Annotated in this window: 23 protein-coding genes; 5 read left to right on the top strand and 18 right to left on the bottom strand. The window is 67.0% G+C overall.

The genetic code is table 11. The features are described from left to right. The 10 genes from TSO221_RS02920 to TSO221_RS02870 form a co-directional block, all read right to left on the bottom strand. On the bottom strand, window positions 1-181 hold a 181-nt coding region (locus TSO221_RS02920; protein ID WP_247877895.1), incomplete at its 3' end, for an S-adenosylmethionine synthetase N-terminal domain-containing protein. Window positions 182-224: 43 nt separating this feature from the next. After that, window positions 225-809 carry a sarcosine oxidase subunit gamma family protein gene (locus TSO221_RS02915; protein WP_158283978.1) on the bottom strand — a complete coding sequence of 195 codons (585 nt, stop codon included), beginning with the start codon at window positions 807-809 and terminating at the stop codon, window positions 225-227. Next, complete coding sequence (locus TSO221_RS02910) at window positions 802-3825, bottom strand: sarcosine oxidase subunit alpha family protein (protein ID WP_109116976.1); 3024 nt, start codon at window positions 3823-3825, stop codon at window positions 802-804. The genes TSO221_RS02915 and TSO221_RS02910 overlap by 8 nt, the downstream gene beginning before the upstream one ends. Window positions 3826-3857: 32 nt before the next feature. Continuing rightward, window positions 3858-4142, bottom strand: coding sequence for a sarcosine oxidase subunit delta (locus TSO221_RS02905; protein ID WP_109116975.1), 285 nt, complete (start codon window positions 4140-4142; stop codon window positions 3858-3860). A gap of 24 nt (window positions 4143-4166) precedes the next feature. Next, window positions 4167-5411, bottom strand: coding sequence for a sarcosine oxidase subunit beta family protein (locus TSO221_RS02900; protein ID WP_109116974.1), 1245 nt, complete (start codon window positions 5409-5411; stop codon window positions 4167-4169). A 180-nt stretch (window positions 5412-5591) separates the two neighbouring features. Further along, entirely contained in the window at window positions 5592-6458 is an 867-nt protein-coding gene (locus TSO221_RS02895; RefSeq protein WP_109116973.1) for a methyltransferase domain-containing protein, read from the bottom strand. Between the two features lie 43 nt (window positions 6459-6501). Further along, the gene (proC, locus tag TSO221_RS02890) at window positions 6502-7311 is read right to left on the bottom strand and encodes a pyrroline-5-carboxylate reductase (RefSeq protein ID WP_109116972.1); all 810 of its coding nucleotides are present in this window, start codon (window positions 7309-7311) and stop codon (window positions 6502-6504) included. A 69-nt stretch (window positions 7312-7380) separates the two neighbouring features. Further along, complete coding sequence (locus TSO221_RS02885; RefSeq protein ID WP_247877894.1) at window positions 7381-7962, bottom strand: acyl-homoserine-lactone synthase; 582 nt, start codon at window positions 7960-7962, stop codon at window positions 7381-7383. A 426-nt stretch (window positions 7963-8388) separates the two neighbouring features. Next, complete coding sequence (locus TSO221_RS02880) at window positions 8389-9117, bottom strand: LuxR family transcriptional regulator (RefSeq protein ID WP_109116970.1); 729 nt, start codon at window positions 9115-9117, stop codon at window positions 8389-8391. Window positions 9118-10371: 1254 nt separating this feature from the next. Next, window positions 10372-10974 carry a DUF4337 domain-containing protein gene (locus TSO221_RS02870; RefSeq protein WP_109116969.1) on the bottom strand — a complete coding sequence of 201 codons (603 nt, stop codon included), beginning with the start codon at window positions 10972-10974 and terminating at the stop codon, window positions 10372-10374. Window positions 10975-11128: 154 nt separating this feature from the next. Between TSO221_RS02870 and TSO221_RS02865 the strand changes: the two genes are divergently transcribed. Together TSO221_RS02865 and TSO221_RS02860 are read left to right on the top strand one after the other, a co-directional pair. Beyond that, window positions 11129-11410, top strand: a complete 282-nt coding sequence (locus tag TSO221_RS02865; RefSeq protein ID WP_109116968.1) for a hypothetical protein — start codon at window positions 11129-11131, stop codon at window positions 11408-11410. Further along, window positions 11407-12336 (top strand): DMT family transporter, encoded by a 930-nt coding sequence (locus tag TSO221_RS02860; protein ID WP_109116967.1) that lies wholly within the window; start codon window positions 11407-11409, stop codon window positions 12334-12336. Before TSO221_RS02865 ends, TSO221_RS02860 begins: the two co-directional genes overlap by 4 nt. Here TSO221_RS02860 and TSO221_RS02855 read toward each other — a convergent pair. From TSO221_RS02855 to TSO221_RS02845, 3 genes are all read right to left on the bottom strand, one after another. Beyond that, window positions 12330-13616: a TRAP transporter large permease gene (locus TSO221_RS02855; protein ID WP_109116966.1), complete on the bottom strand. Its 1287-nt coding sequence runs from the start codon at window positions 13614-13616 to the stop codon at window positions 12330-12332. The genes TSO221_RS02860 and TSO221_RS02855 overlap by 7 nt on opposite strands. Next, window positions 13613-14116, bottom strand: a complete 504-nt coding sequence (locus TSO221_RS02850) for a TRAP transporter small permease (protein ID WP_109116965.1) — start codon at window positions 14114-14116, stop codon at window positions 13613-13615. The genes TSO221_RS02855 and TSO221_RS02850 overlap by 4 nt, the downstream gene beginning before the upstream one ends. A gap of 89 nt (window positions 14117-14205) precedes the next feature. After that, a complete protein-coding gene (locus TSO221_RS02845) occupies window positions 14206-15231 on the bottom strand; it encodes a DctP family TRAP transporter solute-binding subunit (RefSeq protein WP_109116964.1) in 1026 nt (341 codons plus the stop codon). A 158-nt stretch (window positions 15232-15389) separates the two neighbouring features. Here TSO221_RS02845 and TSO221_RS02840 point away from each other — a divergent pair, with 158 nt between their 5' ends. Continuing rightward, window positions 15390-16001: an OmpA family protein gene (locus TSO221_RS02840; protein ID WP_146208686.1), complete on the top strand. Its 612-nt coding sequence runs from the start codon at window positions 15390-15392 to the stop codon at window positions 15999-16001. A 162-nt stretch (window positions 16002-16163) separates the two neighbouring features. Then, window positions 16164-16355: a hypothetical protein gene (locus tag TSO221_RS02835; RefSeq protein WP_109116962.1), complete on the top strand. Its 192-nt coding sequence runs from the start codon at window positions 16164-16166 to the stop codon at window positions 16353-16355. A 91-nt stretch (window positions 16356-16446) separates the two neighbouring features. Here TSO221_RS02835 and TSO221_RS02830 read toward each other — a convergent pair whose 3' ends face one another. Both TSO221_RS02830 and recQ read right to left on the bottom strand, forming a co-directional pair. Further along, the gene (locus TSO221_RS02830; protein ID WP_109116961.1) at window positions 16447-17760 is read right to left on the bottom strand and encodes a solute carrier family 23 protein; all 1314 of its coding nucleotides are present in this window, start codon (window positions 17758-17760) and stop codon (window positions 16447-16449) included. Window positions 17761-17903: 143 nt separating this feature from the next. Then, window positions 17904-19805: a DNA helicase RecQ gene (recQ, locus tag TSO221_RS02825; protein ID WP_109116960.1), complete on the bottom strand. Its 1902-nt coding sequence runs from the start codon at window positions 19803-19805 to the stop codon at window positions 17904-17906. 180 nt (window positions 19806-19985) lie between these two features. On the opposite strand from recQ, the gene TSO221_RS02820 reads away from it, so the two are divergent. Further along, window positions 19986-20924, top strand: a complete 939-nt coding sequence (locus tag TSO221_RS02820) for a nucleoside recognition domain-containing protein (protein ID WP_109116959.1) — start codon at window positions 19986-19988, stop codon at window positions 20922-20924. A gap of 21 nt (window positions 20925-20945) precedes the next feature. Here TSO221_RS02820 and TSO221_RS02815 read toward each other — a convergent pair whose 3' ends face one another. The 3 genes from TSO221_RS02815 to TSO221_RS02805 all read right to left on the bottom strand — a co-directional run bounded on the left by TSO221_RS02815 (window position 20946) and on the right by TSO221_RS02805 (window position 23725). Continuing rightward, window positions 20946-21404, bottom strand: coding sequence for a (deoxy)nucleoside triphosphate pyrophosphohydrolase (locus TSO221_RS02815; RefSeq protein WP_109116958.1), 459 nt, complete (start codon window positions 21402-21404; stop codon window positions 20946-20948). A gap of 5 nt (window positions 21405-21409) precedes the next feature. After that, on the bottom strand, window positions 21410-22645 hold the full coding sequence (gene argJ / locus TSO221_RS02810; RefSeq protein ID WP_109116957.1) for a bifunctional glutamate N-acetyltransferase/amino-acid acetyltransferase ArgJ: 1236 nt from the start codon (window positions 22643-22645) through the stop codon (window positions 21410-21412). A gap of 141 nt (window positions 22646-22786) precedes the next feature. Then, window positions 22787-23725 carry a peptidylprolyl isomerase gene (locus TSO221_RS02805; RefSeq protein WP_109116956.1) on the bottom strand — a complete coding sequence of 313 codons (939 nt, stop codon included), beginning with the start codon at window positions 23723-23725 and terminating at the stop codon, window positions 22787-22789. Window positions 23726-23758: the final 33 nt, after the last annotated feature.

Here is a 23758-nt window from a genome sequence, read left to right as displayed (position 1 = left end):
CGCGCACCTCGCCGGCCAGCACCACCTGGTTGGTGGTGGTCAGCGTCTCCACCGCGACGCGCGCGTACGGGTCGTGCGACAGGTAGAGGTCGACGATGGCGTCGGAGATCCGGTCGGCGACCTTGTCCGGATGGCCTTCGGACACGGATTCGCTGGTGAAGACGTAGTTCTGCTTGGCCACGGTGCGTTCCTTCCCATTTTTGAAAGCAGGGGTGTTGCTTGCGTCATCCGCGGCCGGCCGGCGCCGCCACGAACTCTTCCATTCCCTTGAAGAGCAATTGGCCGGCATAGTCGGCTATCGATCGCGGAACGAAGATCCGGAAAACCGGCGACGGGTCGGCCAGAATCACGCAGATCGATGCTTGGCCGAGGCGGCTGCGCGCGCAGTGGCCGGGTCCGAAGGATCCGGGCCGAAGGTCGAGTGGGCAGGTCTTGGCGAGCACATCGCGCGCCCGCGCTCCAGACAGGCGGAAGACGGCATGATAATCCGAAACATCGACCGCCGCCGCGTGTGTTCCGGCCAGCCCGCGCTGCAGTTCCTCCACGCGGCGGCGGCAGTCACCGTCCGGCACTTCGGCCAGCCACTCGTCCGGACCGAACCAGACGATCGGACCGGAGCGCCCGGCCCGCACCCGGTTCGGTTCCGTCGGGGGTTCGGCGCCCAAGGTCTGCGTCACCACCCGGTGGAACAGCCTGTCCGCCGGGTCGCCGCGCAACAGGATCTTGCCCGTCGGCACGGTTTCCCAAGCGCCGGCGACCCGATCCTCCGTGAAGAACGCTGCCGCTTGGGTGTACGGTGCGTCAAGCATGGCGGCGCTCCCCATCCGGATCGTAGAAGCATGGCGGCACGATCGTGACCGGATGCGGGCCGCCGTCGCGGCGGTACGCCGTGACCGTCGTTCCCAGCCGGCCCCGTCCCCCGGCCACCAGCGCCAAGGCGATGGAACGCCCCACCGCCGGACTGAAATGGCTGGTCGTCACGAAGCCCAGGGTCGGTACGGGCGGGACGGGCTGTGGGGTGTCCGTCAGATGGGTGCCCACGGGCAGGACCAGCGAGGGATCCGCGGCCAGCAGCCCGACCAGTTGCTTGCGGTCGCCGCGGAGCATGTCGGCCCGGAACAGCGACCTTTTCCCGACGAAGTCGCGGGTCGTGCCAGCCGGCACACTCTGGCCGAGATCGACCGGTGTGACGGTTCCGTCGGTGTCCTGCCCGACCACGATGAATCCCTTCTCGGCGCGCAGCAGATGCATGGTCTCCGTCCCGTAGGGGGTGAGGCCGAACGCCTCCCCGGCGCGGATGAGGCTTTCCCACAGCGCCAGCCCGTGGCGGGCGGGCACGTTGATCTCGAAGGACAGATCACCCGAGTAGGCGATCCGGAAGACCCGCGCCGGCAAGCCCGCCACGGTCCCCTGGCGCATGGACATGAAGGGAAAGCGCGCCGGATCGAGGTCGATGTCCGTCACCCGGCGCAGCAGGTCACGGGCCAGCGGCCCGACCAGCGTGGCGTTCGCCCACTGCTCGGTGACGCAGGTGCAAAAGACATCCAGATCGGTCCACTCGGTTTGCAGCCACTCTTCCAGCCAGCGCAGCACGCGCGCCGCGCCGCTGGAATTGGTCGACAGGAGAAAGCGATCCGGCGCGAGCCGCGTGGTGACGCCGTCGTCGAAGACGACGCCGTTTTCGTTGAGCATCATCCCGTAGCGGCAGCGGCCGACCGCCAGCCCGCGCCGGGTCGTCACGTACATGCGGTCCAGGAATTCCTCGGCGCCGGGTCCCTGAACCTCGATCTTGCCCAGCGTCGAGGCGTCCAGCAGGCCGACGCCGATCCGCGCGGCGTGGGCTTCGCGCCGCACCGCCTGCTCGATCGTTTCTCCCGGGCGGGGGAAACAGAACGGGCGGATCCACGTGCCCGTATCCTCGAACACGGCGCCGTTGGCCTCGTGCCAGGGATGCATCGGGGTGCGCCGCTGCGGTGCGAACGAGGGGCCGAGATGCGGACCGGCGATGGCACCGAAGCGGACCGGCTTCAGGTTCGGGCGGAAGGTCGTGTGGCCGAGCGCCTCGATGCCCACTCCGCGCTGGTCGGCCAGCACGGCGAGGCCGTTCAGCGCCGAGATCCGGCCCTGGTCGGCCCCCATCCCCAACGCCGTGTAGCGCTTGAGGTGCTCGACCGCGCCGTACCCCTCCCGCTCGGCCAGCGCGATGTCGGCGACCGTCACATCGCTTTGCAGGTCCACGAAGGATTTGCCCGGCAACTGCCCAGGCACGTGGGGCAGGAAGAGAGCGGCCTCCTCGTCATCCGCGCCGGGCGGCGGGTGCGGGACCCCGGCTCCGCTCCCCCCGCCGGCTGCCGCCTGGCCGGCGGCGAATCCTTCGGCGACGCAGGCGGCCAGGGAGAAGCTGCCGTTGCAGGCTCCGGCCGCCCGGCTGCGATTCAGGGTCGACGGCTCGCCCGGCACATGCGCACCGACGTCTGAATCGAAGCGCAGCCGTCCACCCGACTGGCTGAAGAGCTGGACCGACGGGATCCAGCCTCCGGACACGGCGACGATGGAGCAGGGCAGCTCCTCTGCCGCCGTGCCCACGCCGCGCCCGTCATCGGTCAGCGGGCGTATCTCGACGCCGCGGACCGCCCGCCGGCCACGCACGGCGGTCACCACATGTCCGGGATGAATGCCGATGCCGGCCGCCCGCGCTTGCCGGACTAGGGCTCCCTGCGGTTGCAGGCGGATGTCGACGACGGTGACGCGGGCGCCGGCCCCGGCGGCCTCGAGCGCGGTGCGGTAGGCCGTGTCGTTGTTCGTGAAGACGACCATCGCCCGGCCCGGCATCACGGCGTATCGGTTGAGATAGGTCCGCACCGCCCCCGCAAGCATGACGCCCGGCCGGTCATTGTCGGGAAAGACCAGGGGGCGTTCGACGGCGCCGGTCGCCAGCACCACCTCCCGCGCCCGGATCTTCAGCAGGCGCTGGGCGGGCGGAGGCGCCGCGGCGTCCCCGCGATCCTCGACCGCGATCAGGTAATTGTGATCGTGGAAGGCGACGACGCCCGTCCGCCTCAGCGTCTCCACCTCCGGCAGGCTGTCCAGTTCGCCGACCATCGTGGCGACCCAGGTGCGCGCGGCGCAGCCGGCGGACGTGTCAGGTTCGTCGATAAGGGCTCCGCCCAGCTCGGCGTTCTCGTCGGCGAGGACGACCGACGCCCCCGCCCGGCCGGCGGCCAGGGCCGCGGCCAAACCGGCGGGGCCGCCGCCCACCACGAGCACGTCGCAATGCATGTACCGGTGCTCGTACCGGTTCGCGTCGGGCCGCTCCGGCACGGGCGCCGCGCTTGCCGCCGACCGCAGCATCCGCTCGTAGAACGGCCACAGCCGGCGGGGCCACGAGAACGTCTTGTAGTAGAACCCCGGCGGTAGGAACCGGGAAAACCGGTCGGCGAGCCAACCGAGCGGGTCAGGGCCGGTCCCGGCGGGCGACGGCTGTGCGAAGGCCTCCAACCCCGGCCGCAGCGCGATCATGGTCGGCCGGATGTTCGATTCCAGTGCCGCGCCGGATCCGAGCGTCACCAGGGCACCCGGCTCCTCCGGGCCGGCGGAGACGATGCCTCTGGGGCGGCCGTACTTGTAGCTGCGGCCGACGATCCTGACCCCGTTCGCCAGGAGAGCAGAAGCCAGGGTGTCGCCCGCGTATCCCTGGTAGTCGCGACCGTCGAAGCGGAAGTCGAGCGGACGGGAGCGGTCGATTCCGCCGCCGCCCGCCAAGCGGTTCATCTGCGCGGCCCGGCGGGCGGGGCGCGCATCGAGGATGGGGGTCACACCGTCCATGGGGGTCAGGCCTATGACAGAGGGCATCGCGCTCATCCGGCCGTTGCGGCAGGCGCCGGTTCGTCCGGGCGGTAAACGGCCAGGATTTGGCCGGTTGCGGTATCGCGGAGCAGGTTGAACCAGCGCCGGCACCCGGCGGCGTGCAGCCAGCGCTCGCGGTGCGGGCCACGGGTGTTGCTGCGGAAGAACAGGTAATCGCCCCACTGCTCGTCCGTTTGGTCCATTGGGGTGGCGGGGCGTGCGATGTGGGCCTCCCCATGGTAGGAGAATTCGGTCTGCTCGCGCTCCGAGCACCAGGGGCAGCGAATCAGCAGCATGGCGGTTCCTTTCTGCAGGGCTGTCTAGTGCGCCACGGTGGCCGCCGCGCCCTCGTCGATGAGGGCGCCGCTGTGGAACCGGTCCATGCCGAACGGCTCGGCCAGGGGGTGGGGGGTGCCGTGCGCAAGACAATGAGCGAAGACGAAGCCCGACGCGGGGGTCGCCTTGAATCCTCCGGTGCCCCAGCCGCAATTGACGAAGAGATTGCGCACCGGCGTGCTGGAGATGATCGGCGAGCGGTCGGCGGTGATGTCGCAGTTTCCCGCCCACTGCCGCATGAACCGCAGCCGTGACAGGGAGGGAAAGAGTTCGAGCAGGGCGCGGACGGCCAGCTCCACCTGATCGAAGCTGCCGCGCTGCGCGTAGGACACGTACGGATCGGAGCCGGCCCCCATCACCAGTTCGCCCTTGCTCGACTGCGAGACGTAGAGGTGGATGGCGTTCGACATCACGACGTGGTGCAGGAACGGGCGGACTGGTTCGGAAACGAATGCCTGCAGGGGTGACGTCTCGAGCGGCAGGCGGAAGCCCGCCATGTTCGCCAGCACACCACTTGCCGCCGCCGCCGCACAGCCGACGACACGCGCACCGATGAAGCCGCGCGTCGTTTCCACGCCGGTCACGGTTCCGCCCCGGATGCGGAAGCCCAGAACCTCGCACCGCTGGATGATGTCCACGCCGTGAGCGTCTGCGGCCCGGGCAAACCCCCAGGCCACAGCGTCGTGTCGCGCCACTCCGCCGCGCCTCTGGTGCAACGCCCCGAGCACCGGAAACCGGCAGTCCAGGTTCATCAAGGGCAGCATCCGACGGATTCGAGCGGGATCCAGGAATTCGGAATCGACGCCGTTGAGATGGATGGCGTTACCCCGCCGTTGGATCTCCTGCAGGTCGTGGATGCTGTGCGCGAGGTGGATAACGCCGCGTTGCGAGAACATGACGTTGAATCCTAGCTCGGCTGACAGCCCCTCCCACAGGCGTATCGAGAAGTCGTACAGCGCCGCCGACGAATCCTGCAGATAATTGGATCGGATGATGGTCGTGTTGCGAGCCGTGTTGCCGCCGCCCAACCAACCCTTTTCCAGCACGGCTACATTACGGATGCCGTGTTCCTTGGCCAAATAGTAGGCGGTCGCCAAGCCGTGCCCGCCACCGCCGACGATTACTGCATCGTACTCCGGCTTTGGCTCCGGGGTGCGCCACATGCGCGGCCAAGTCCGATTGTGCGCCAGTCCGTGGCGCAGCAGATCAAGGACGGAGTGCTTGTGCATCGCGGCCTCTCAATCCTGGACCGGAGCGGCACGCAACGCGCGTATTGCGGAAGAAGACGCTCGCAGATCAAGCCAGCAAAGGAATGCGATGCCCCAGATAAAATACGCCAGGACTTCCGAAGATCCGCCAATCAGCGACGCATAGTGCAACCCCACCACACCCTCCTGCCCGTCCGCAAATTACGTGATGTTCTGTATTTCTGTGATCTCGTAGAACCACTCTGAGTGATCGTTGTGGTGGGAAAAATGGGAGAGTCCACGCTGCTTCCACAGCAGCAATTGATTACGGATCAGGTCGCTATTCTGTTTCCAATGGTCGTTGTAAAGCATCAGTTCGAGGGCATTCTTCTGCCGAATGGTGAAGTCAAACTCCCAAAAGGCGTGCTTTGCCTCCCACTCTTTGTAGGCGGCGATGACGCTCTGAATGCCAACGATGGAATTAAGGCCGATGAGCACTCGCCCATTGGGCTTCAGATAATGACCGACCTTCTGGAGGAAGCGAATGACGGTCTGGTCGCCCTCGAACATGGAGTAGTAGCTGTCCTCGCAGATGGTGCGGAATAGCTCCGGGTTGTCCGGCGTACGCCACCCCGGCGGGTTGAAGAAGATGAGGTCGAACCTCCGATCCTCGAACTCCCGACTGTCGAACAGGTTGCTCACCAGAAAGCGGACGTTGGGACTGCGATCACCCTGGAGCGTCCGGAAATCGCGTTGGGCGATGCCGTAGTTGGCACGGGCGACGTCGATGATGTGCTGGTTGATATCGGTGGCAACGACGTTGCGGGCGCCGGCGATCGCCAGAAGGATCGCCAAAGCTCCGGAGCCCGTGCCGATCTCCAGGATATCGCCCATCTTTTCCTCAATGGTGACGTTCGACAGCAGGTACTCGCCGAAGGCCAAGCCGGCCTTGCTGGGCTGGAACACCTTGCCGTCCCGCTGCAACTTCACCTCGATCCCGAGGCCGAAATAGTGGCTGCAGAAATCCTCGATGCCGGGCTGCGGTAAAGCCTGCCCAGACAGGGTCTGTGCCTCGACACTTTGAAGCATGGCAATTCCTCATGGATTGAAAGGGGGGGCGGGCGTGCGTCGCTCAACCCGTAGGATTGGCGCCCAGCGATGCCGCGCGCTGCCAGCTCGCCTGGAAAGCTTCCTGCATAATCCGCCCCACATGATGCTGCTCGAGGTGGTCGATAGCCGCCGCCGTGGTCCCCTTGGGTGTCATGACCTCAAGCCGAAGCGTCGTCGGGTCCTCTTGCCGGGCGCGCAGGAGAGCGCCTGCTCCGGCGACGGTTTCCGTGGCCAGGGACCAAGCGTCGGAGCGCGAGAAGCCCATTCCCACCGCGCAGTCGCGAAGCGCCTCGGCGAGATAGAAGACGTAGGCAGGGCCGCTTCCCGAGATGCCGGTGGCCTTGTCGATCATCGCCTCTTCGGGTACCTCCACCACTTGGCCAAGGCAGCCGAGCAGCCTGAGCGTGTACGCGTGGTGGGCGCCGGTGACCTCGGGCGTGCGGCAGAACACTGTGATTCCCTGGCCAATAAGGCACGGCGTGTTCGGGATGGTGCGGATGACCTGCTTGGTGCGGAAACACTCTGAGAGTTCGACGGTCGTGACCCCGGCCATCACCGAAATGATCAGATTGCCCAGCCCCATCCCGTGATTGATCGCATTGGCCAGCGGGCGCGTGTCGATTGGCTTCACAGCCAGGATCAGAACGTCGTCGGGCGCCGGTTGGCATGACGCGACAACGTCGCAGGTGAGCGTGCGCCGCAACATGTCCGCCTTTTCGCGGTCGGCCTCGACGATGATCAGCGGGGAGGCTCCGTTGCCGTGCCCATCCAGGATGGCCTTGGCGATGGGAAAACCCATGTGGCCACAGCCGTACATGATCAGGTTTGCCATGTCGTTTCCTTTTGGAGTTACCAATCTGGCGGGTGCCGGGTTTCGGGCGTTCGTGAAAAAAGCCTTGGACTACGCCGCGTGGCGCAGCGTTATGTCGTGGATTACCGGCCCATCCAGCCGGCCGGCTTTGCGAATGGATGCAAGCGTGGTGCGCGAAACCTCAAGTCGGCCAGCGACTGCCATGGTCACGTCCACTTGCTGTGGGTCAGCCATCCTGTGCAGCGGCCAGCCCGCGCGTCGCAGAATGCGCTCCATCCGCAGGTCCACCACGACCACGAAATCAGTAATGCCGCCCGCCAGCCCGAACTCGACCATCGCGGCGAACAGCTTGTGGCTGGCACGGCACCATCCGTCGGCGTCACGCGCCGCCGGAGCGGACACGGCAAACCGGCTGGCTTCCCAGATTCGCGGCGAACTTGGGATGGCTCTCTGTCCAGCCAATGACGGGAAGGTGTTCTTGAGCATGTACGGCCCGGTGGTTGGCAGGAGGCGAACGCATCCCCCTACCTCACCATCATTCCGAACATACAGCAGGTAAAAGGGATCTTGCGCATCGTACTCGTCGAATTCCATGCCATTAACGGCGGCGACTTTCCACCCCAAGCGCAAATGAAATACTTGATGACGTAGTCGATGCATGGCGGCAAGCATCGGAGCATGTGTGCCAGAGTCGCTTGGTCCAGATACCAGTATCATGAGCCCTCCACGCAATGCGTTCCCCAAACAGTATTTCTTGAATAGAAGCCACAGGGGGGGGCTCGCCGCACCTGTCCACTTGGACAGGATGCGCAGCTGGGTTCGGAGGTGCCGAACTCGTGGCTCCGACGGCGAAGGCGCGGATTCTGGTGGCCATGCAACATATTTGCTGGCCTTGCGAAATTTTAGGTGAAGTGCGTTAGGGGGAGGGGTGAAGCTCAAGTGCGCTGTTTTGTCGCGCCCCATCAAAGAGCATGCGGCCGGACTGGTAAGCCGCGAGGAAAATAACACTGACGCAAAAACCAAATGGTAGGGCCTCGCACATGAGCATGTGCAGCACACCTGCTCCTTTGGAGGGTGAGCGCATGGGCTGCACAGGTTTTATATGGAGATCAATCCGGCGAGAGCGGCCTGCAATGCGGCTTGCCGCGTGCTGAACACACCAAATTTCTTTTGAGCATTTTCTATATGGAACTTTACCGTTCGCGGACTGAGCCCGATGATCTCAGCAATATCCGTCCGGCTCTTTCCTTTTGCCGCCCACTCCAGGCACTGCTTTTCGCGTATTGTCAAATCAATGCTGGAACGCTTTGTATTCGCGAGTTCACCTTTGCGGACAGATGCATGGAAATGGATGGACATAACGTGAAGCATCATCTCCAGATTTTCTATATGCTCTTTGAACTGGACAAATTCTTTGGATGAGCAAATATTGATAGTTCCTATGCGTCCGTTGCAGTCATGGATGGGAACGGTCCAGCCATGGCGTATTCCAAAAGACGCCGCCTGTCGAAATAGCACCTCCTGTTCCGGGCGGGACGCATAAACGACTTCCGGCACTCCCCAAAAGAAGGGAAGGCAGCTTTTTATCGACGTTTCAATCACGGGATCTATCATATCTAATTTATTGCGAATATAATATTCCGTCCAGTCACTATCGTAATTACCAATTAAAAACGGCGAGCGAACACCGTTGGCTCCGATGCCAACACTCAAATAAGCGTATGATTCGATACATAATTCTGACAGAGTAGATCTCATTATTTCTTGGAGTCCTTCTAGATGGCGCGCACTTGCAATCTCCTTCAAATATCTTTGATATGCACTCATGAACTCACCCCCAATTCTTCGTGTATAGCTTCTTGATTATCTGCACAAAGACCAAAACAGTCAGGGACTTGGTGCTCTGCGTGTGAGTCTCACCGCTATCCTATGGTCGTGGGTGATCATCAATGAGCCTTGGCATAGTTGCTGTAACTCACGAGGCAACGAACGCAAAGTATGCCGCCTCACATTCGTTGTCCCATTATATAATCTGCACATTTAAATTTTGTCCATATCATTCGAAATGGTCCATGATTGTATTGATAACTAATAAATTGATACTTCTGCGCTACACTGGCAGAGAAGAGTACTTATGTATATTAATCATCACGCGATCGCGTATCCATTAACGGAAGTTTGTATTCTCTCGAGAATACTGGGCCATGAATGCAGTCTGCGCGGCATCGGGTACGGCTTCGGGCTGTGGGCAAGCCCGGTCGGTTACGGCGCCTTCGCGGCTCCGGACAACTCGGGCGCGTCCTTCTGAGCGGGCTCTGCCGCTCGTCCGTGCGCTCGCCGCAACCGGCGCCGCACAAGTTTTCGACGTCCAGTTCCATCAGCCGCTGGGCGACAAAGCCGACCAACTCGCGCAGAAAGTCGGTGTCCGCGCTCTTCCCAATCAGTTCCTGAAGAGCGATCCGGTCCTCGGTCATCATGGTCTCCGTTTCGGTTGATGGTCGTCAAGCAACCTCAACTTACCGAAGACACACGGTGACCGCCTGCTTCCGAACGGCTGGCTCGCCTGCGCCAGCCAGGGGGGAGCGCTCCGGCGGGCCAGCCTCACGTTCGGACACCACTCACCGGGACGCGATCATGTCTTCCGTCATGTGCTCGGATCGCTACACATGCGACCATCATGTCGCACCTCACCCCAAGCGTCGCGGCGAGGTCCATAACCGGTCGGCCTCGGTTCGGGCAAGCTCGGGCGTCCACAGCGAGCCATGCTTGCCGATGATGTAGCGGCGGCTTTTGCCGTCACGGGTTCGGTATTGCAGAACGTAGAGCTTCTCCCCCTCGCCGCCGCTCTCCAGTAAGCACCCAGTAAGCACATGGAGGAGAGTCGCAGGCAACTGCGGAAAAGGATGGAGTAAGTAAGATGCTGATTTTTCTTGGAAAAGGAAGGCGTAGCGTATTCTGGAGAGCTTTGGAGTGGCTGGACCAGAGGATTCGCAATCAGTAGGTCCGGGGTTCAAATCCCTGTTGCGGCACCAGTTTCGAAGGCCCCGGAGCGTCAAGCGCTCCGGGGCCTTTCCTTTTGCGTCAATGCCCGCCGAGATGCAGGGCGGTCGGCGCCAGCCAGCCGATCATCGTGATGACCGTCCCCACCACACCCAAGCCGGCCGACAGCCAAGCCAGCGGCAGGAAGCCGGTGATCACTGTCGCCGAGGCCAGCACGATGGCCAGCTGAAAGGCGGCCGAGCCATACTCGAACATATGGTAGGCGGACAGGGAGTGATCGCGTATCGCCTCGGCCTGCTTGGCGCGCGCCGCCAGCTCCTTGCGGCCCTCCTGGGTCTCGGGCTCGGTATCATAGCGCTGGGCGGTCTGGTTCCAGACGTCCACCTGCTTCTGCAGCGCCGCCTTGCGCTCGTCGGACAGGTCGGAGGCGATCTGCAGCTTTACCTCCTCCGCGGCGGTGCGCATGGTGGTCATGCGGATGGTCTTGGCCTGGAAGAAGGCCCAGAGGTTCGACGCCTCGACGTTGCGGTTCAGCGCCTCGGTCTGCGCGCTCTTGCCGGCGGCTTCGGAAATGGCGAGCAGCGCCGCCAGAGCGGCGATCATCAGCCCGATACGGCGGTTGGAGGAGTGGCCGCCGTGCGCCGCCTCATGGGCCTTCTCGTGGTGTTCGAACGCTTCGGACATCTCGTGTTTCCCTGTGGTGGCCGGAACCGGTGAGCGCGGGGAGGATGCCGTCTCGCGCCGTGTCGCGCTACCCCCTTCGCGTGAGGCTTGCGCGGGGACCGGCGGACCCGGTATCAGGGTCCCCCGTTCCATCAGACCCGTGAGTGAGAGATCCATGCGCGCCTTCGACGGCCAGCATTCCGACAACGTCGCCATCAAGCGCACCCGCGAGCAGAAGGAACGCGCGCTGCGCGAGCTGAAGGAGCAGCTGGCCACGCTGAAGAGCCATGCGGCCCCGGCGATCCGCGAGGCGCTGGTCAAGCGCATCGCCGAGATGGAGGCCGACCTGAAGGCGCCGCCGCCCAGCCGCAACGACCGGGGCCCGCGCTCCGGCGGGGACCGCCCGGGCGACCGCAACGCCGAGCGGGGCGGCTTCCGCAGCCCGCGGCGGGGATGAGCGGCAAACCGGCAGCGGCCGGCCGCACGCGCTTCTGGGACCGGCCGTGGTTTCTGCTGCTGCCGGCCCCGCTGTTTTGGTCGGGCAACTTCGTGCTCGGCCGCGCGGTGGCGGACGCGGTGCCGCCGGTGGCGCTCGCCTTCTGGCGCTGGACGCTGGGGGCGCTGATCCTGCTGCCCTTCGCGCTGCCCCACCTGCGGCGCGACCTGACCGTCATGCGGCGGCACTGGAAAATCATCGTGCTGCTGACCGTGCCGGGCATCGCGGTGTTCAACACCTTCGCCTACATCGGGCTGGGCCACACCACCGCGCTCAACGGGGTGATGATCCAGTCCAGCATGCCGGTGATGATCGTCGGCATGAGCTTCCTGTTCTTCCGCGACACCGTCACACCGGTGCAGGCGCTGGGCATCGCGGTGTCGTTGACCGGCGCCATGACGCTGGTGTCGCGCGGCGACCCGGCCGCGCTCGCGAACCTGCACCTCAACGCCGGCGACCTGTGGATCCTGGCGGCCTGCGTCGCCTACGCCGCCTACACCGCGCTGCTGCGCCGCCGGCCCGGCGTGCACGGCTTCAGCTTCATCGTCGTGACGTTCCTGCTGGGGGCGGCGATGCTGCTGCCCTTCATGGTGTGGGAGGGGCTGAGCGGACGGCCGCTGCAGCTCACCCTGACCTCGGTGGCGGCCATCGGCTACGTCGCGGTGTTCCCGTCGATCCTCGCCTACATCGCCTTCAACCGGGCGGTGCTGCTGCTGGGCGCCAACCGGACCGGGCTGTCGATCCACCTGATCCCGGTGTTCGGAAGCATCCTCGCCATGCTGTTCCTCGGCGAGCGGCCGCAATGGTTCCACGCGGCCGGTATCGCCCTCATCGCGGCGGGGGTGGTGCTGGCGACGCGCCACCCCCGCTTGTCCAACACTCAATAGCCGAGGCTGCGCGGCAACCAGAGCGCCAGGTCCGGCACCGCGACCACCGCCGCCAGCGCCAGGAACATCGCGAAGATCAGCCAGCCCACCCAGCGGACCGTCGCCTCCATGGTGGTGCCGGCGATCTTGCAGGTCACCATGAGGTTGACGGCCATCGGCGGAGAGAACTGGCCGATGGCGATCTTCATGGTCAGGATCACGCCGAACCACACCAGGTCCCACTGGAAGTGGTTGGCGATGGGCACCAGGATCGGCAGCAGGATCAGGAAGGTCGACACGCCGTCCAGGAACATGCCGATCACCACCAGCGCGGCGATCAGCAGCGCCAGCACGCCGTATTGCCCGACGCCCAGCCCGACGATCCCCGACGCGATGGGGTCGATGACGCCCAGCGTGCTGGTGGCCCAGGCGAAGACGCCGGCCAGCGCCACGACGATGAGGATGATGGCCGAGATCTCCGCGGATTCGACCAGCACCTCGTAGAGGTCGCGCAGGGTCAGCGTGCGGTAGATGACGAAGCCGACGAACAGTCCATAGACGGCGGCGACCACCGCCGCCTCCGTCGGCGTGAACAGGCCGGCGCGCATGCCGCCCAGGATCACCACCGGCGCCAGCAGGCCCCAGATGGCGGACACGAAGGCCTGCCAGATGGACGGGCGCGGCTCGCCCGGCTTGGCGCGCTCGCCGAAGCCGTTGGCGCGCGACATCCACACCGCGGGGACCAGCAGCGCCAGGCCGGCCAGGATGCCGGGGATCATGCCGGCGGCGAACAGCGCCGGCACCGAGGCCTGCGGCACCATCACGCTGTAGATGATGAAGGCGATGGACGGCGGGATCAGGATGTCGGTCGCCGCCGCGGCGCCGATGACGCTGGCGGTGAAGGCGCGCGGATAGCCCTCGCGCAGCATGGCGGTGGTCATCACCGCGCCCACCGCGGCCGAGGTGGCCGGGCCGGAGCCGGAGATGCCGCCCATGAACATGGCCACCGTGATGGCGACGGCGGGCAGCGCCCCCTGCCGCTTGCCGATGACGGCCAGGGCGAACTGCACCAGCCGCTCCGCCACGCCCGACCGCTCGAAGATCAGGCCGGTCAGCACGAACATCGGGATGGCCAGCAGCGGGTACTTGGCCATGCCGGTGTACACGGTGGTCGGCAGCGACAGGACGCCCAACCCGGCCACGGCGATGACCCCGGCCCCGGCCAGCGCCAGCGCCACACCGATCGGCACGCTGAGCGCCAGGAGAACGGCGAAGCCGCCGAACAGCAGCGCGGTGATCATGGCTCGTCACCCTTCAGGATGCGCAACCCGCGGCCCAGCGTGCGGGCGGCGATGACGGCCGACAGGATCGGCAGCCACACGCTGTAGATCCACTGCGGCACGCCGAGGCCGGGTGACGTCACTTCGAATCGGTACTCGTCGTAGACCATCCGCACGCCGTAGGCGGCGAGGCCGGCGAAGACGAGCGCGGTGGCGAGCACGGCGAACAGCTCCGCCCGGCGGCGGTTCCCGGCCGACAGCCGGTCGACGAAGAAGGTGATGCGGATGTGGTGGTCGCGCACCACGGCCACCGAGGCGCCCAGCAGGGTCATCACCACCATCAGGGCGATGGCGTATTCCTCGGTGAAGGCCAGCGACACATTGCTGAGATAGCGGGTCAGCACGTTGGCGAAGGTGATCAGCCCCATGACGGCGATCGCCAGCGCGGCCAGCGCCTCCTCGATCCGGATGGGAATGCGCGGGCGCGGCTCGTTTTGCGGTGGGATGGGATCGTTCGGCATGGGGGCTCTTGCTCAGGGAGATGCTTGCCCCCACCCCAGCCCTCCCCCTGCGAAGCGGGGGAAGGTTGGGAGAGGGGCAACACCGGGCGTTACTTCCGGGCGGCGATCGACTCTTCCGCCTGCTTGACCAGCGCCGGGCCGATGGTCTGGACCCACTTGTCGAAGACCGGGCGGGTCGCTTTCTGGAAGGCCTTCTGCTGGTCGGGGGTCAGCTGCACCACGTCGACGCCCTGCGCCTTGATCTCCTTGATCAGGCTGTCGTCGCCCGCGGTGATGCCCTTGCGGGCCAGCGCGATCCCCTCTTGGCCGGCCTGGAGGGCGGCGGCGCGCACGGCCTCCTGGTCCTCCTTGGACCAGCTGTTCCAGACCTCCTTGTTGACCACGAAGATCAGCGGGTCGGCGACGTAGCCCCACAGCGTCAGGTGCTTCTGGTTCAGCGTCGGCAGCTTGGCGGCGGTGAAGATCGCCAGCGGGTTTTCCTGGCCATCCACGGCGCTGGTGGACAGCGCCGGCTGCGCGTCGGCCCAGCTCATCTGCGTCGGGTTGGCGCCCAGCGCGCTGAAGGTGTCGAGGAACAGCGGCGAGCCGACGACGCGGATCTTCAGGCCTTTAAGGTCGTCGGGCGTGGCCACCGCCTTCTTGGAGTTGGACAGCTCGCGGAAGCCGTTCTCGCCCCAGGCCAGCGGCACCACGTCCTTGGTCGCCAGCAGGTCGAACAGCTGCTTGCCGACCGGGCCCTGGGTCAGCGCGTCGATGGCCTTGTGGTCCGGCATCAGGAAGGGCAAGGCGAAGAGGTTCAGCTCCTTCACCTGCGGCGACCAGTTGATGGTCGAGCCGACGGCGAGGTCGATCACGCCCTGGCGCAGCGCGGTGAATTCCTTGGTCTGGTCGCCGTTCACCAGCGACGTGCCCGGGTACATCTTGATGGTGATGCGCCCGCTGGTCTTCTCCTTCACCAGCTCGGCCCAGCGGTCGCCGGAGACGCCCCAGGGGAACGGCTTGCCCAGCACGGTGGACAGCTTGTACTCGGCCTTGTAATCCGCCGCCACCGCGGCGCCCGGCAGAACGAGCGCGGCCAGCGCCAGACCGGCCAACAGCGCCTTCATCGACTTCATTGCGGCATCCCTCCCTTGCGTGCCATTTCCATTCGGGCGCGGATGGTATCAGGCATGATCGCGTCAAGCCACAGCCGGTATGCGCAACAGAGTTGCCCCGTTTGACCCACGCAGGGGCTTGACCGACAATGCCGCCGGTCCATGGCGGGGAGGGGCGGATGCGCGTGGGATGGTGGATGGCGGCGCTGCTGGCGCCCATGAACGCCTGGGCCGCCGAGGCGCCGGTGATGCTCGGCACCAACCCCAGCGAGTGCCAGATCGCCCGCGCGCTGCTCGGCTCGGCGCCGCCGGGCTGCCCGCCGGCCCTCGTGGTGGCTCCCGCTACGCCCGCCGGTCCGGTGGCGCCGCCCCCGGCGCCGGTGCCGCCGCCGGTCGTCGTTGCGCCAGCCGCGCCGACGCCGGCACCGACAACGGTGGTGGAGCGCAAGGCGGCGTTCCTCATCAACTTCGACTTCGGCTCGGCGCGCATCCGGCCCGAATCGCAGGCGGTGCTCGATCGCGTGGCGGCGGTGATGGCGGACTCGGGGGCGGAGACGGTGCGCTTCCGCATCGTCGGCCATACCGACGACGTCGGCTCCGACGCCGGAAACCTTGAGCTGTCGCGCCGCCGCGCGGCGGCGGTGAAGGACTACCTTGTGCGCGTCCGCAGAATCGCCGCCGCCCGGCTGGACGCCATCGGCATGGGCAAGCGCGAGCCCATCGACTCCGCCAATCCCCGCGCGCCGGAGAACCGGCGCGTCGAAATCGTCGCGCTTCAAGTAAACGGATAGCCGTCTTCTTCCAAGGAGGAGGTATGCCACCGGTACAGGTCCGGCGTTTACGCGCGGTTAAGCGAATCGGCTCGAAGCTTCGCAGGAAACATGGTTGCGCTTCCCTTGCGGAGACTTGGGCTTGGCCATAAGCCCGCGGGAGACGCTCTTGGAGATCGCGCCGTGGCCCAGTCCGTTTCTCGCGCCCTTCACGCCATCAAGCGCTACAACGCGCGACCCGAGCAGATCGATCAGGCGATCCTGTCCGCCATCAACGTCACGCTCTGCCTCGCCTCGGGCGGCGACGATCGCGTCGCCGAGGGTTTCAACGCCGACGTCGCGCTCAGCGGCCGGGGGTTCGGCCTCCGCCACTGATGCCGAAGGCGTTTGATGGCTTCCCATCAAACGCCTTCGGTGCGCCGCCCGACAGCACATTGCGCAGCAATGTGCGAAAGGGCCTTCCTTATTACACGTGGCTGGAGGACAGGATCTCCTCCGCCTCCTCGCCGGTGCCGCGGCCCGGCAGCAGGGCGTTCAGCAGCACCCCCATCAGCGCCGACAGCGCCATCGACGACACCACGAAGCCGCCGTCGCCGAACTTCAGCGACGCGCCGCCAATGCCGATCACCAGGATGGTCGAGGAGATCAGCAGGTTGCGCTTGTCGCCCAGGTCGACCTTGCCCTCGATCAGCGTGCGGATGCCCGAGGACGCGATGACGCCGAACAGCGCGATCGACACACCGCCCATCACCGCCGTCGGGATGGTCGCCAGGAAGGCCGACAGCTTGCCGACGAAGCCCAGGATGATCGCCATGGTCGCCGCCCCGCCGATGACCCAGACGCTGAAGATGCGCGTCACCGCCAGCACGCCGATGTTCTCGCCGTAGGTGGTGGCCGGCGGGCCGCCGATGGCGCCCGCCACCATCGTCGCGACTCCGTCGCCGAGGATCGAGCGGTGCAGGCCCGGGTCCTTGATGAAGTTGCGCCCCACCACGCGGCTCAGCACGATCTGGCCGCCGATGTGCTCGGCGATGGTGACCAGGGCGACCGGCGCGATCATCAGGATCATCGCGATGGCCGAGGCGCCTTCCTTCATGTTCGAGAACAGCAGGTGGAAGCCCGGCACCTGGAACCACGGCGCGGCGGCGATGGGGGCGAAGTCCACCAGCCCGGCGGCCAGCGCCGCAAGGTAGCCGGTGACGATGCCCAGCAGGATCGGCACCACGGTGAAGAAGCCGCGCAGCACGATGGAGTAGACGAAGATGCTGCCCAGCGTGAACAGCGCGATCAGGAAGTGCGGCAGGCTGTAGGCACCGCCGCCCGCGGTGTTCTGCGCCATGCCCACGGCCACAGAGGCGAGGCCCAGCCCGATCACCACGATCACCGGCCCGATGACGATCGGCGGCAGGATGGCGAGCAGCCAGCGCACGCCGAAACCCTTGATGAGGAAGGCGACGATCACGTAGACCGCGCCCGCCGCGCAGGCGCCGACCAGGGCGCCGCCGGTGCCGCCGATGGCGGTGGCGGTGAGGATCGGCCCGATGAAGGCGAAGGACGAGCCGAGGTACGCCGGCAGCCGCCACTTGGTGAAGCCCAGGTAGATCAGCGTGCCCAGCCCCGACGACACGAGGCCGACCGCCGGGTCCAGCCCGGTGAGGATGGGGACCAGCACGTTGGCGCCGAACATGGCGAACAGGTGCTGCAGGCTGAGCAGGACGAAGGTGGCCGGCGCCGGACGCTCGTGGACGTCCAGCACCCGGTCGCGGGTGACGGCGGTCATCGGTGGTTCTCGATCCTATTGAAGGCGACGACGCATAGCGCGAGTTGACGCTGGCGTCAAACACTTGCCCCCACCCCTGCCCTCCCCCGCCCAGCGGAGGAAGGAGGGGCCCGCGCCGAAGGCGCGGGAGGAAGGGGGTTTGGTCAGGTGTGCTTGTGGATCACGTCCAGGAAGGAATCCGCATAAAGATCGAGCTTCCGCGACCCCACGCCGGGCAGCCGGGCGAACGTCTGCCGGTCGAGCGGCTTCTGCTCGACCATCTCCAGCAGCGTCGAGTCGTGGAAGATCACGTAGGGCGGCACGCCCTGGTCGCGCGCCAGCTCCAGCCGGCAGGCGCGCAGCGCGTGCCACAGCACGTCGTCCGCCGGGCTGAGGGTGCCGCGCGCCCCGCCCCGCGACACGCCGTCGCCGCTCCGGCCACCGCCGCGCCCCACCTGCCGGCGCATCGCGTCGTGCACCGAGCGGCGCTTCTCCACCACCGGGTCCTTGCGCAGCGTCACCGCGCGTTGGCCCTTGAGCACCGCGACGCCGGCGTCGGTCAGGTGCAGGCTGCCGTACCCCTCCATGTCCACGGTCAGCAGGCCGCCGGCGACCAGCTGGCGGAACACCGAACTCCACTCCGTCTTGGACAGCTCCTTGCCGCAGCCGAAGGTCTTCAACTGGTCGTGGCGCTGCTGAGTCGCCTTTTCCGTCGCATTGCCGAGCAGCACGTCCACCAGATGCCCGACGCCGTAGCGCTGGCCGGTGCGGTAGGCGGCGCTCAACGCCTTCTGCGCGACGACGGTGCCGTCCCAGCTCTCGACCGGCTCCAGGCAGGTGTCGCAGTTGCCGCAGGGCTCGGCCATGCGCTCGCCGAAGTAATTGAGCAGCGCCTGCCGGCGGCAGGTCGCCGTCTCGCAGAAGCCGAGCAGCGCCTCCAGCTTGGAGCGCTCGACGCGGCGGTGCGTCTCGGCGGCTTCCGACTGCTCCATCATCTGGCGCATCTGCACCACGTCGGCCATGCCGTAGACCATCCAGGCGTTGGCCGGCAACCCGTCGCGCCCGCCGCGGCCGGTTTCCTGGTAGTAGGCCTCCAGGCTCTTGGGCGGGTCGAGGTGGGCGACGAAGCGGACATTCGGCTTGTCGATGCCCATGCCAAAGGCGACCGTCGCCACCATGGTGATGCCTTCACCCTTGATGAACAGGTCCTGGTTCGCCTCGCGCACCTCGGCCGGCAGGCCGGCGTGGTAGGGCAGCGCCTCACGCCCCTGGCTGTTCAGCCACTGCGCCACGTCCTCCACCTTCGCCCGCGACATGCAGTAGACGATGCCGGCATCCTCGGGGTGATTCTCGCGCAGGAAGGCGAGGAGTTGCTGGCGCTCCGACTTCTTCGGCAGGACGCGGTAGGTGATGTTCGGCCGGTCGAACGAGGAGAGGAAGACCCGCGCCTCGGTCAGGTTCAGCTTGTCGGCGATCTCGGCGCGGGTCTGCGCGTCGGCGGTGGCCGTCAGCGCGATGCGCGGCACCATCGGATGGCGCTCGTGCAGCACCGACAGCTGCAGGTACTCGGGGCGGAAATCGTGCCCCCACTGCGACACGCAGTGCGCCTCGTCCAGCGCGAACAGCGCCAGCTCGGTGCGGTCCAGCAGGTCGAGGAAGCGCTCGGTGACCAGACGCTCGGGCGCCACGTAGACGAGGTCGATGTCGCCGTTGACCATGGCGCGCTCGACCTCGCGCGCCTCGCCGGCGCCCAGCGACGAGTTGAGGAACGCCGCCCGCACGCCGAGCTGGCGCAGCGCCGTCACCTGGTCGCGCATCAGCGCGATCAGCGGCGACACCACGATGGTGACGCCCGTCCGCACCAGCGCCGGGATCTGGTAGCACAGCGACTTGCCGCCGCCGGTCGGCATCAGCACCAGCGCGTCGTTCCCGGCGATCACGTGGTTGATGATGTCCGCCTGCTGGCCGCGGAACGCGTCGTAGCCGAACACGCTGCGCAGGACGTCCAGCGCCCCGTTGGCCTGACCTGGGTCGGTGTCTCTGGAGAACAGCGTGTCCACGCTCATCCGATGCTAAATCCGGTGGCCGTAAGCCCAGCCTCGATACAAGGCCTATGATGTGGCACAGGATGTCCGATTCGTGAAGCGGCAATGTCGCATGGGAGGGGAACATCGGCGCGACCACGATGCGGGGTTGCGCGTCCGGCGTCAGCCGCTAGGAATGCGGAAACGGCGAATCCGGACCCCATGAACCCCATCGGCGACGTCATCCTCCCCGCCGGCCGCTCGGCGGTCGAGCTGTCCTTCTTCGTGCTGCTGCCGGTGATGGTGGTGATGCTGTCCATCATGCGCCTGCTGGAAGCCAAGGGGGCGATGGACTGGCTGGTGGCGCGGCTGGCGCCGGTGCTGCGGCCGATCGGGCTGACCGGGCTCGGCGTGTTCGCCGCGTTGCAGATCAATTTCGTCAACTTCGCCGCTCCGGTGGCGACGCTCGCCATGATGGAGCAGCGCGGCACCTCCGACCGGCATCTGGCGGCGGCCTTCGCCATGGTGCTCGCCATGGCCCAGGCGAACGCCGTGTTCCCCATGGCGGCGCTGGGGCTGCGCGTCTGGCCGGTGCTGGGCTTCTCGCTGCTCGGCGGGCTGGTGGCGACGGCGGCGACCTACCACGGCTTCGGGCGCCGCCTGTCCACCGCCGAGCGGCTGACCGACGATTCCCCGCACCACGCCCAGGCGGAAGGCACGAAGGGCACGCTGGACGTCATCAACCGCGCCGGCGCTGAGGCCTTCCGCATCACGCTGACCGCGCTGCCGATGATGGTGCTGGCGCTGGTGGTGGTGGCCGCTCTGCGCAACTCCGGCGCGGTGGACGCGTTGACCCGGCTGCTGGCGCCGGGGCTGGGGCTGCTGGGCATCGACACGGCGCTGATCCTGCCGGCGCTGACCAAATACGTGGCCGGCGGCTCGGCCATGCTGGGCGTGGTGGACGAGTTGCTGCGGCACGGCCGGATCGGCGCGGAGGCGCTGAACCGCAGCGCCGGCTTCCTGATCCACCCGCTGGACGTGGCGGGCGTGGCGGTGCTGGCGTCGGCCGAACCGCGGGTGGCCGCGGTGTGGAAGCCCGCCGTGGGCGGCGCCTGCGTGGGGATCGCCGTGCGCACCCTGGCGCACGCGGCGCTGGGGTGAGCACGTCCCTTCCGCGGCGCGTTACAGCAGGTCCCGCAGCATCGCCACCAGCGGCACGTCGGCCGGCGGCATGGGGTAGTCGCCTATGCGGTTCGGGATGACCCAGGCCAGCTTCTGCCCCTCCAGCGGCCGCACCGTGCCGTTCCACACCCGGCAGATATACAGCGGCATCAGCAGGTGGAAGTCCTCGTAGGTGTGCGAGGCGAAGGTGAAGGGGGCAAGGCAGCTGGCCGCCGTGTCGATGTCCAGCTCCTCCTTCAGCTCGCGCACCAGCGCGGCCTCCGGCGTCTCGTCGGCGTGCACCTTGCCGCCGGGAAACTCCCAGAGGCCGGCCAGCGTCTTGCCGGGCGGGCGCTGTGCCAGCAGCACGCGCCCGTCGGCATCGACCAGCGCCACCGCGACGACCAGCACCACGCGCTTGGTGCCGGCCGGCGGGGTGGAGTTGGGATTGAAGCAGGGGGTCGGCTCGTCGAGATCCACGCCCGTCAGCTCCGGTAGCTGCCGTTGATGTCGATGTAGCCGTGCGTCAGGTCGCAGGTCCACACGGTGGAGGTGCCCTTGCCGCCGAGGCCGAGGTCGACCAGGACGTCCACCTCCTTGCCCTTCATGTGCGCAGCGACCGGCGCCTCGTCGTAGCCCGGCACCTCCATGCCGTCGGCGCAGATCAGCACGCCGCCGATGGAGATCTTCAGCTTGTCGCGGTCGGCGCGCTCGCCGGCGCGGCCCACCGCGGCGACGATGCGGCCCCAGTTGGCGTCCTCGCCGGCGATGGCGGTCTTCACCAGCGGCGAGTTGGCGACGGTCAGGGCGATGCGCTTGGCGGCGGCGTCGCTGTCGGCGCCCTTGACGGTGATGGTGACGAACTTGGTGGCGCCCTCGCCGTCGCGCACGATCTGCTGGGCGAGGTCGAGGCAGACCTCCTCCAGCGCCCGGCGGAAGTCCGCCAGCTCCGGATCCTCGGCGACCGCCGGAGGCGGGTTGCCGGCCTTGCCCGTGGCGAACAGCAGCATGGTGTCGGAGGTCGAGGTGTCGCCGTCCACGGTGATGCTGTTGAAGGAGCGCTCGTTGATCTCCGACAGCAGCTTCTGCAGCACCGGCGCCGGGACCGCCGCGTCGGTGAAGATGTAGCCGAGCATCGTCGCCATGTCCGGCGCGATCATGCCCGAGCCCTTGCAGAAGCCGTTGATGGTCACCGTCCTGCCCGACAGCACCGCGGTGCGGGTCGAGCCCTTCGGGAAGGTGTCGGTGGTCATGATGGCGCGGGCGGCCCCCTCCCACGCGCCCTCCGACAGGCCGTCGGCCATGGGGGGGAGCACGCGGGCGATGGCGTCGGCGGCCAGCGGGATGCCGATCACGCCGGTGGAGGACAGGTAGACCTCGGCCGGGGCGCAGCCGGCCAGCGCCGCGGCGGCCTTGACGGTGGCCTGCACGGTGGCGTCGCCGGCCTTGCCGGTGAAGGCGTTGGCGTTGCCGGCGTTGACCACCACCGCGCGCGCCTGCCCGTGCGCCAGCGCCATGCGGCACCACTCCACGGGCGCCGACGCGGTCTTCGAACGGGTCAGGACGCCGGCCGCCGTGGTGCCCGGATCGAGCACGGCGAGCATGACGTCGTCGCGCCCCTTGTATCGGATGCCGCTGTTGGTCGTGGCGAAGCGCACGCCGGCAATGACGGGCAGCGACGGGAACGAGGCCGGGGCGAGCGGGGAGACGGGCAGTGCCATGGGGTGGTCCGTGGGGCAGTTCTTAAGATGAGGACACTTGCCCCCACCCTAACCCTCCCCCGCTGGGCGGAGGAGGGGATTTTTAAGCTCCTCCCCCCGCCCAGCGGGGGGAGGTCGGGGTGGGGGCAGCAGGGCCGGCGCTTACTTCTTCGTCGGCTCCGCCGGCTTGGCGGCCGGAGCCGGCTCCTCCTTCGGCATCGGCGAGCCGTCGACCTGGAAGGTCTCGACCTTGGCGCCCTTGCGCAGGTCGTCGATCACTGCGGTGACGATGTCCTTGGACATCTCCTTCTCCAGCTGCGGCTTCATCTCGTCCAGGGTCGGCTGCGGCGCCTTGCGCTTGTCCTCGACCTTGATGACGTGATAGCCGAACTGGGTCTTCACCGGCTCCTTGCTGATCTCGCCGGGCTTCATGGCGAAGGCGGCGTTGGCGAACGGCTCGACCATCGTCTCCTTGGTGAAGTAACCGAGGTCGCCGCCCTGCTGCGCCGCCACGGTGTCCTTCGACTTCTCCTTGGCCAGCTTGGCGAAGTCGCCGCCCTTGCCCAGCTGGGCGATGATGTCCTTGGCCTCGGCCTCGTTCTCGACGAGGATGTGCGACGCCTTCACCTCGTCCTGCGGCGGGTTGTTCTTCAGATAGTCCTTGTAGGCCGCGTCCAGCTTGTCGGGCGTGATGCGCGACTGCACCGACTTGGTGATGAAGGCGCGCTGCACGATGCGCTCCTCGGCCTGCTTCAGCTCGGCCTTGGTCTCGTCGGTCTTGTCCAGGCCGTCCTTGTAGCCGGCGGCGCTGATCAGCTTCTGGTTCACCAGCTGGTCCACCAGCGCGCCGTAGATCATGTCGAGCGGCATCTGCTGCACCTGCGGCGGCAGCTGGCTGACCAGGCGCATCAGGTCGGAGAGGCGGACTTCCTGCTCGTTGACGCGGGCGACCACGGGATCGGTGCCGACGGCCGGGTTGGGAGCGGCCTGCGTCGCGGCCGGCGCCGGAGGGGTCGCCGGGGGAGTCTGGGCGTGCGCGGCCAGGGCCAGGCCGCAGGCCGCGAACGACAGCAGCGCGCTGCGGAGCACTCGGTTCACCATGGAAATCCCTATTCCTTCCGGGCGGAGTTTGGT

This window comes from Azospirillum sp. TSO22-1 (assembly GCF_003116015.1).
Classification (GTDB): domain Bacteria; phylum Pseudomonadota; class Alphaproteobacteria; order Azospirillales; family Azospirillaceae; genus Azospirillum.
Note: the sequence above shows the minus strand (reverse complement) of the source record. Positions and strands in the feature narration are given on the sequence as shown.

Excerpts from the sequence above, each read along its gene's own strand:
- TSO221_RS02915 (WP_158283978.1), bottom strand. The coding sequence starts at position 809 with ATGCTTGACGCACCGTACACCCAAGCGGCAGCGTTCTTCACGGAGGAT.
- TSO221_RS02910 (WP_109116976.1), bottom strand. The coding sequence starts at position 3,825 with ATGGACGGTGTGACCCCCATCCTCGATGCGCGCCCCGCCCGCCGGGCC.
- TSO221_RS02905 (WP_109116975.1), bottom strand. The coding sequence starts at position 4,142 with ATGCTGCTGATTCGCTGCCCCTGGTGCTCGGAGCGCGAGCAGACCGAA.
- TSO221_RS02900 (WP_109116974.1), bottom strand. The coding sequence starts at position 5,411 with ATGCACAAGCACTCCGTCCTTGATCTGCTGCGCCACGGACTGGCGCAC.
- TSO221_RS02895 (WP_109116973.1), bottom strand. The coding sequence starts at position 6,458 with ATGCTTCAAAGTGTCGAGGCACAGACCCTGTCTGGGCAGGCTTTACCG.
- proC (WP_109116972.1), bottom strand. The coding sequence starts at position 7,311 with ATGGCAAACCTGATCATGTACGGCTGTGGCCACATGGGTTTTCCCATC.
- TSO221_RS02885 (WP_247877894.1), bottom strand. The coding sequence starts at position 7,962 with ATGCTTGCCGCCATGCATCGACTACGTCATCAAGTATTTCATTTGCGC.
- TSO221_RS02880 (WP_109116970.1), bottom strand. The coding sequence starts at position 9,117 with ATGAGTGCATATCAAAGATATTTGAAGGAGATTGCAAGTGCGCGCCAT.
- TSO221_RS02870 (WP_109116969.1), bottom strand. The coding sequence starts at position 10,974 with ATGTCCGAAGCGTTCGAACACCACGAGAAGGCCCATGAGGCGGCGCAC.
- TSO221_RS02865 (WP_109116968.1), top strand. The coding sequence starts at position 11,129 with ATGCGCGCCTTCGACGGCCAGCATTCCGACAACGTCGCCATCAAGCGC.
- TSO221_RS02860 (WP_109116967.1), top strand. The coding sequence starts at position 11,407 with ATGAGCGGCAAACCGGCAGCGGCCGGCCGCACGCGCTTCTGGGACCGG.
- TSO221_RS02855 (WP_109116966.1), bottom strand. The coding sequence starts at position 13,616 with ATGATCACCGCGCTGCTGTTCGGCGGCTTCGCCGTTCTCCTGGCGCTC.
- TSO221_RS02850 (WP_109116965.1), bottom strand. The coding sequence starts at position 14,116 with ATGCCGAACGATCCCATCCCACCGCAAAACGAGCCGCGCCCGCGCATT.
- TSO221_RS02845 (WP_109116964.1), bottom strand. The coding sequence starts at position 15,231 with ATGAAGTCGATGAAGGCGCTGTTGGCCGGTCTGGCGCTGGCCGCGCTC.
- TSO221_RS02840 (WP_146208686.1), top strand. The coding sequence starts at position 15,390 with ATGCGCGTGGGATGGTGGATGGCGGCGCTGCTGGCGCCCATGAACGCC.
- TSO221_RS02830 (WP_109116961.1), bottom strand. The coding sequence starts at position 17,760 with ATGACCGCCGTCACCCGCGACCGGGTGCTGGACGTCCACGAGCGTCCG.
- recQ (WP_109116960.1), bottom strand. The coding sequence starts at position 19,805 with ATGAGCGTGGACACGCTGTTCTCCAGAGACACCGACCCAGGTCAGGCC.
- TSO221_RS02820 (WP_109116959.1), top strand. The coding sequence starts at position 19,986 with ATGAACCCCATCGGCGACGTCATCCTCCCCGCCGGCCGCTCGGCGGTC.
- argJ (WP_109116957.1), bottom strand. The coding sequence starts at position 22,645 with ATGGCACTGCCCGTCTCCCCGCTCGCCCCGGCCTCGTTCCCGTCGCTG.
- TSO221_RS02805 (WP_109116956.1), bottom strand. The coding sequence starts at position 23,725 with ATGGTGAACCGAGTGCTCCGCAGCGCGCTGCTGTCGTTCGCGGCCTGC.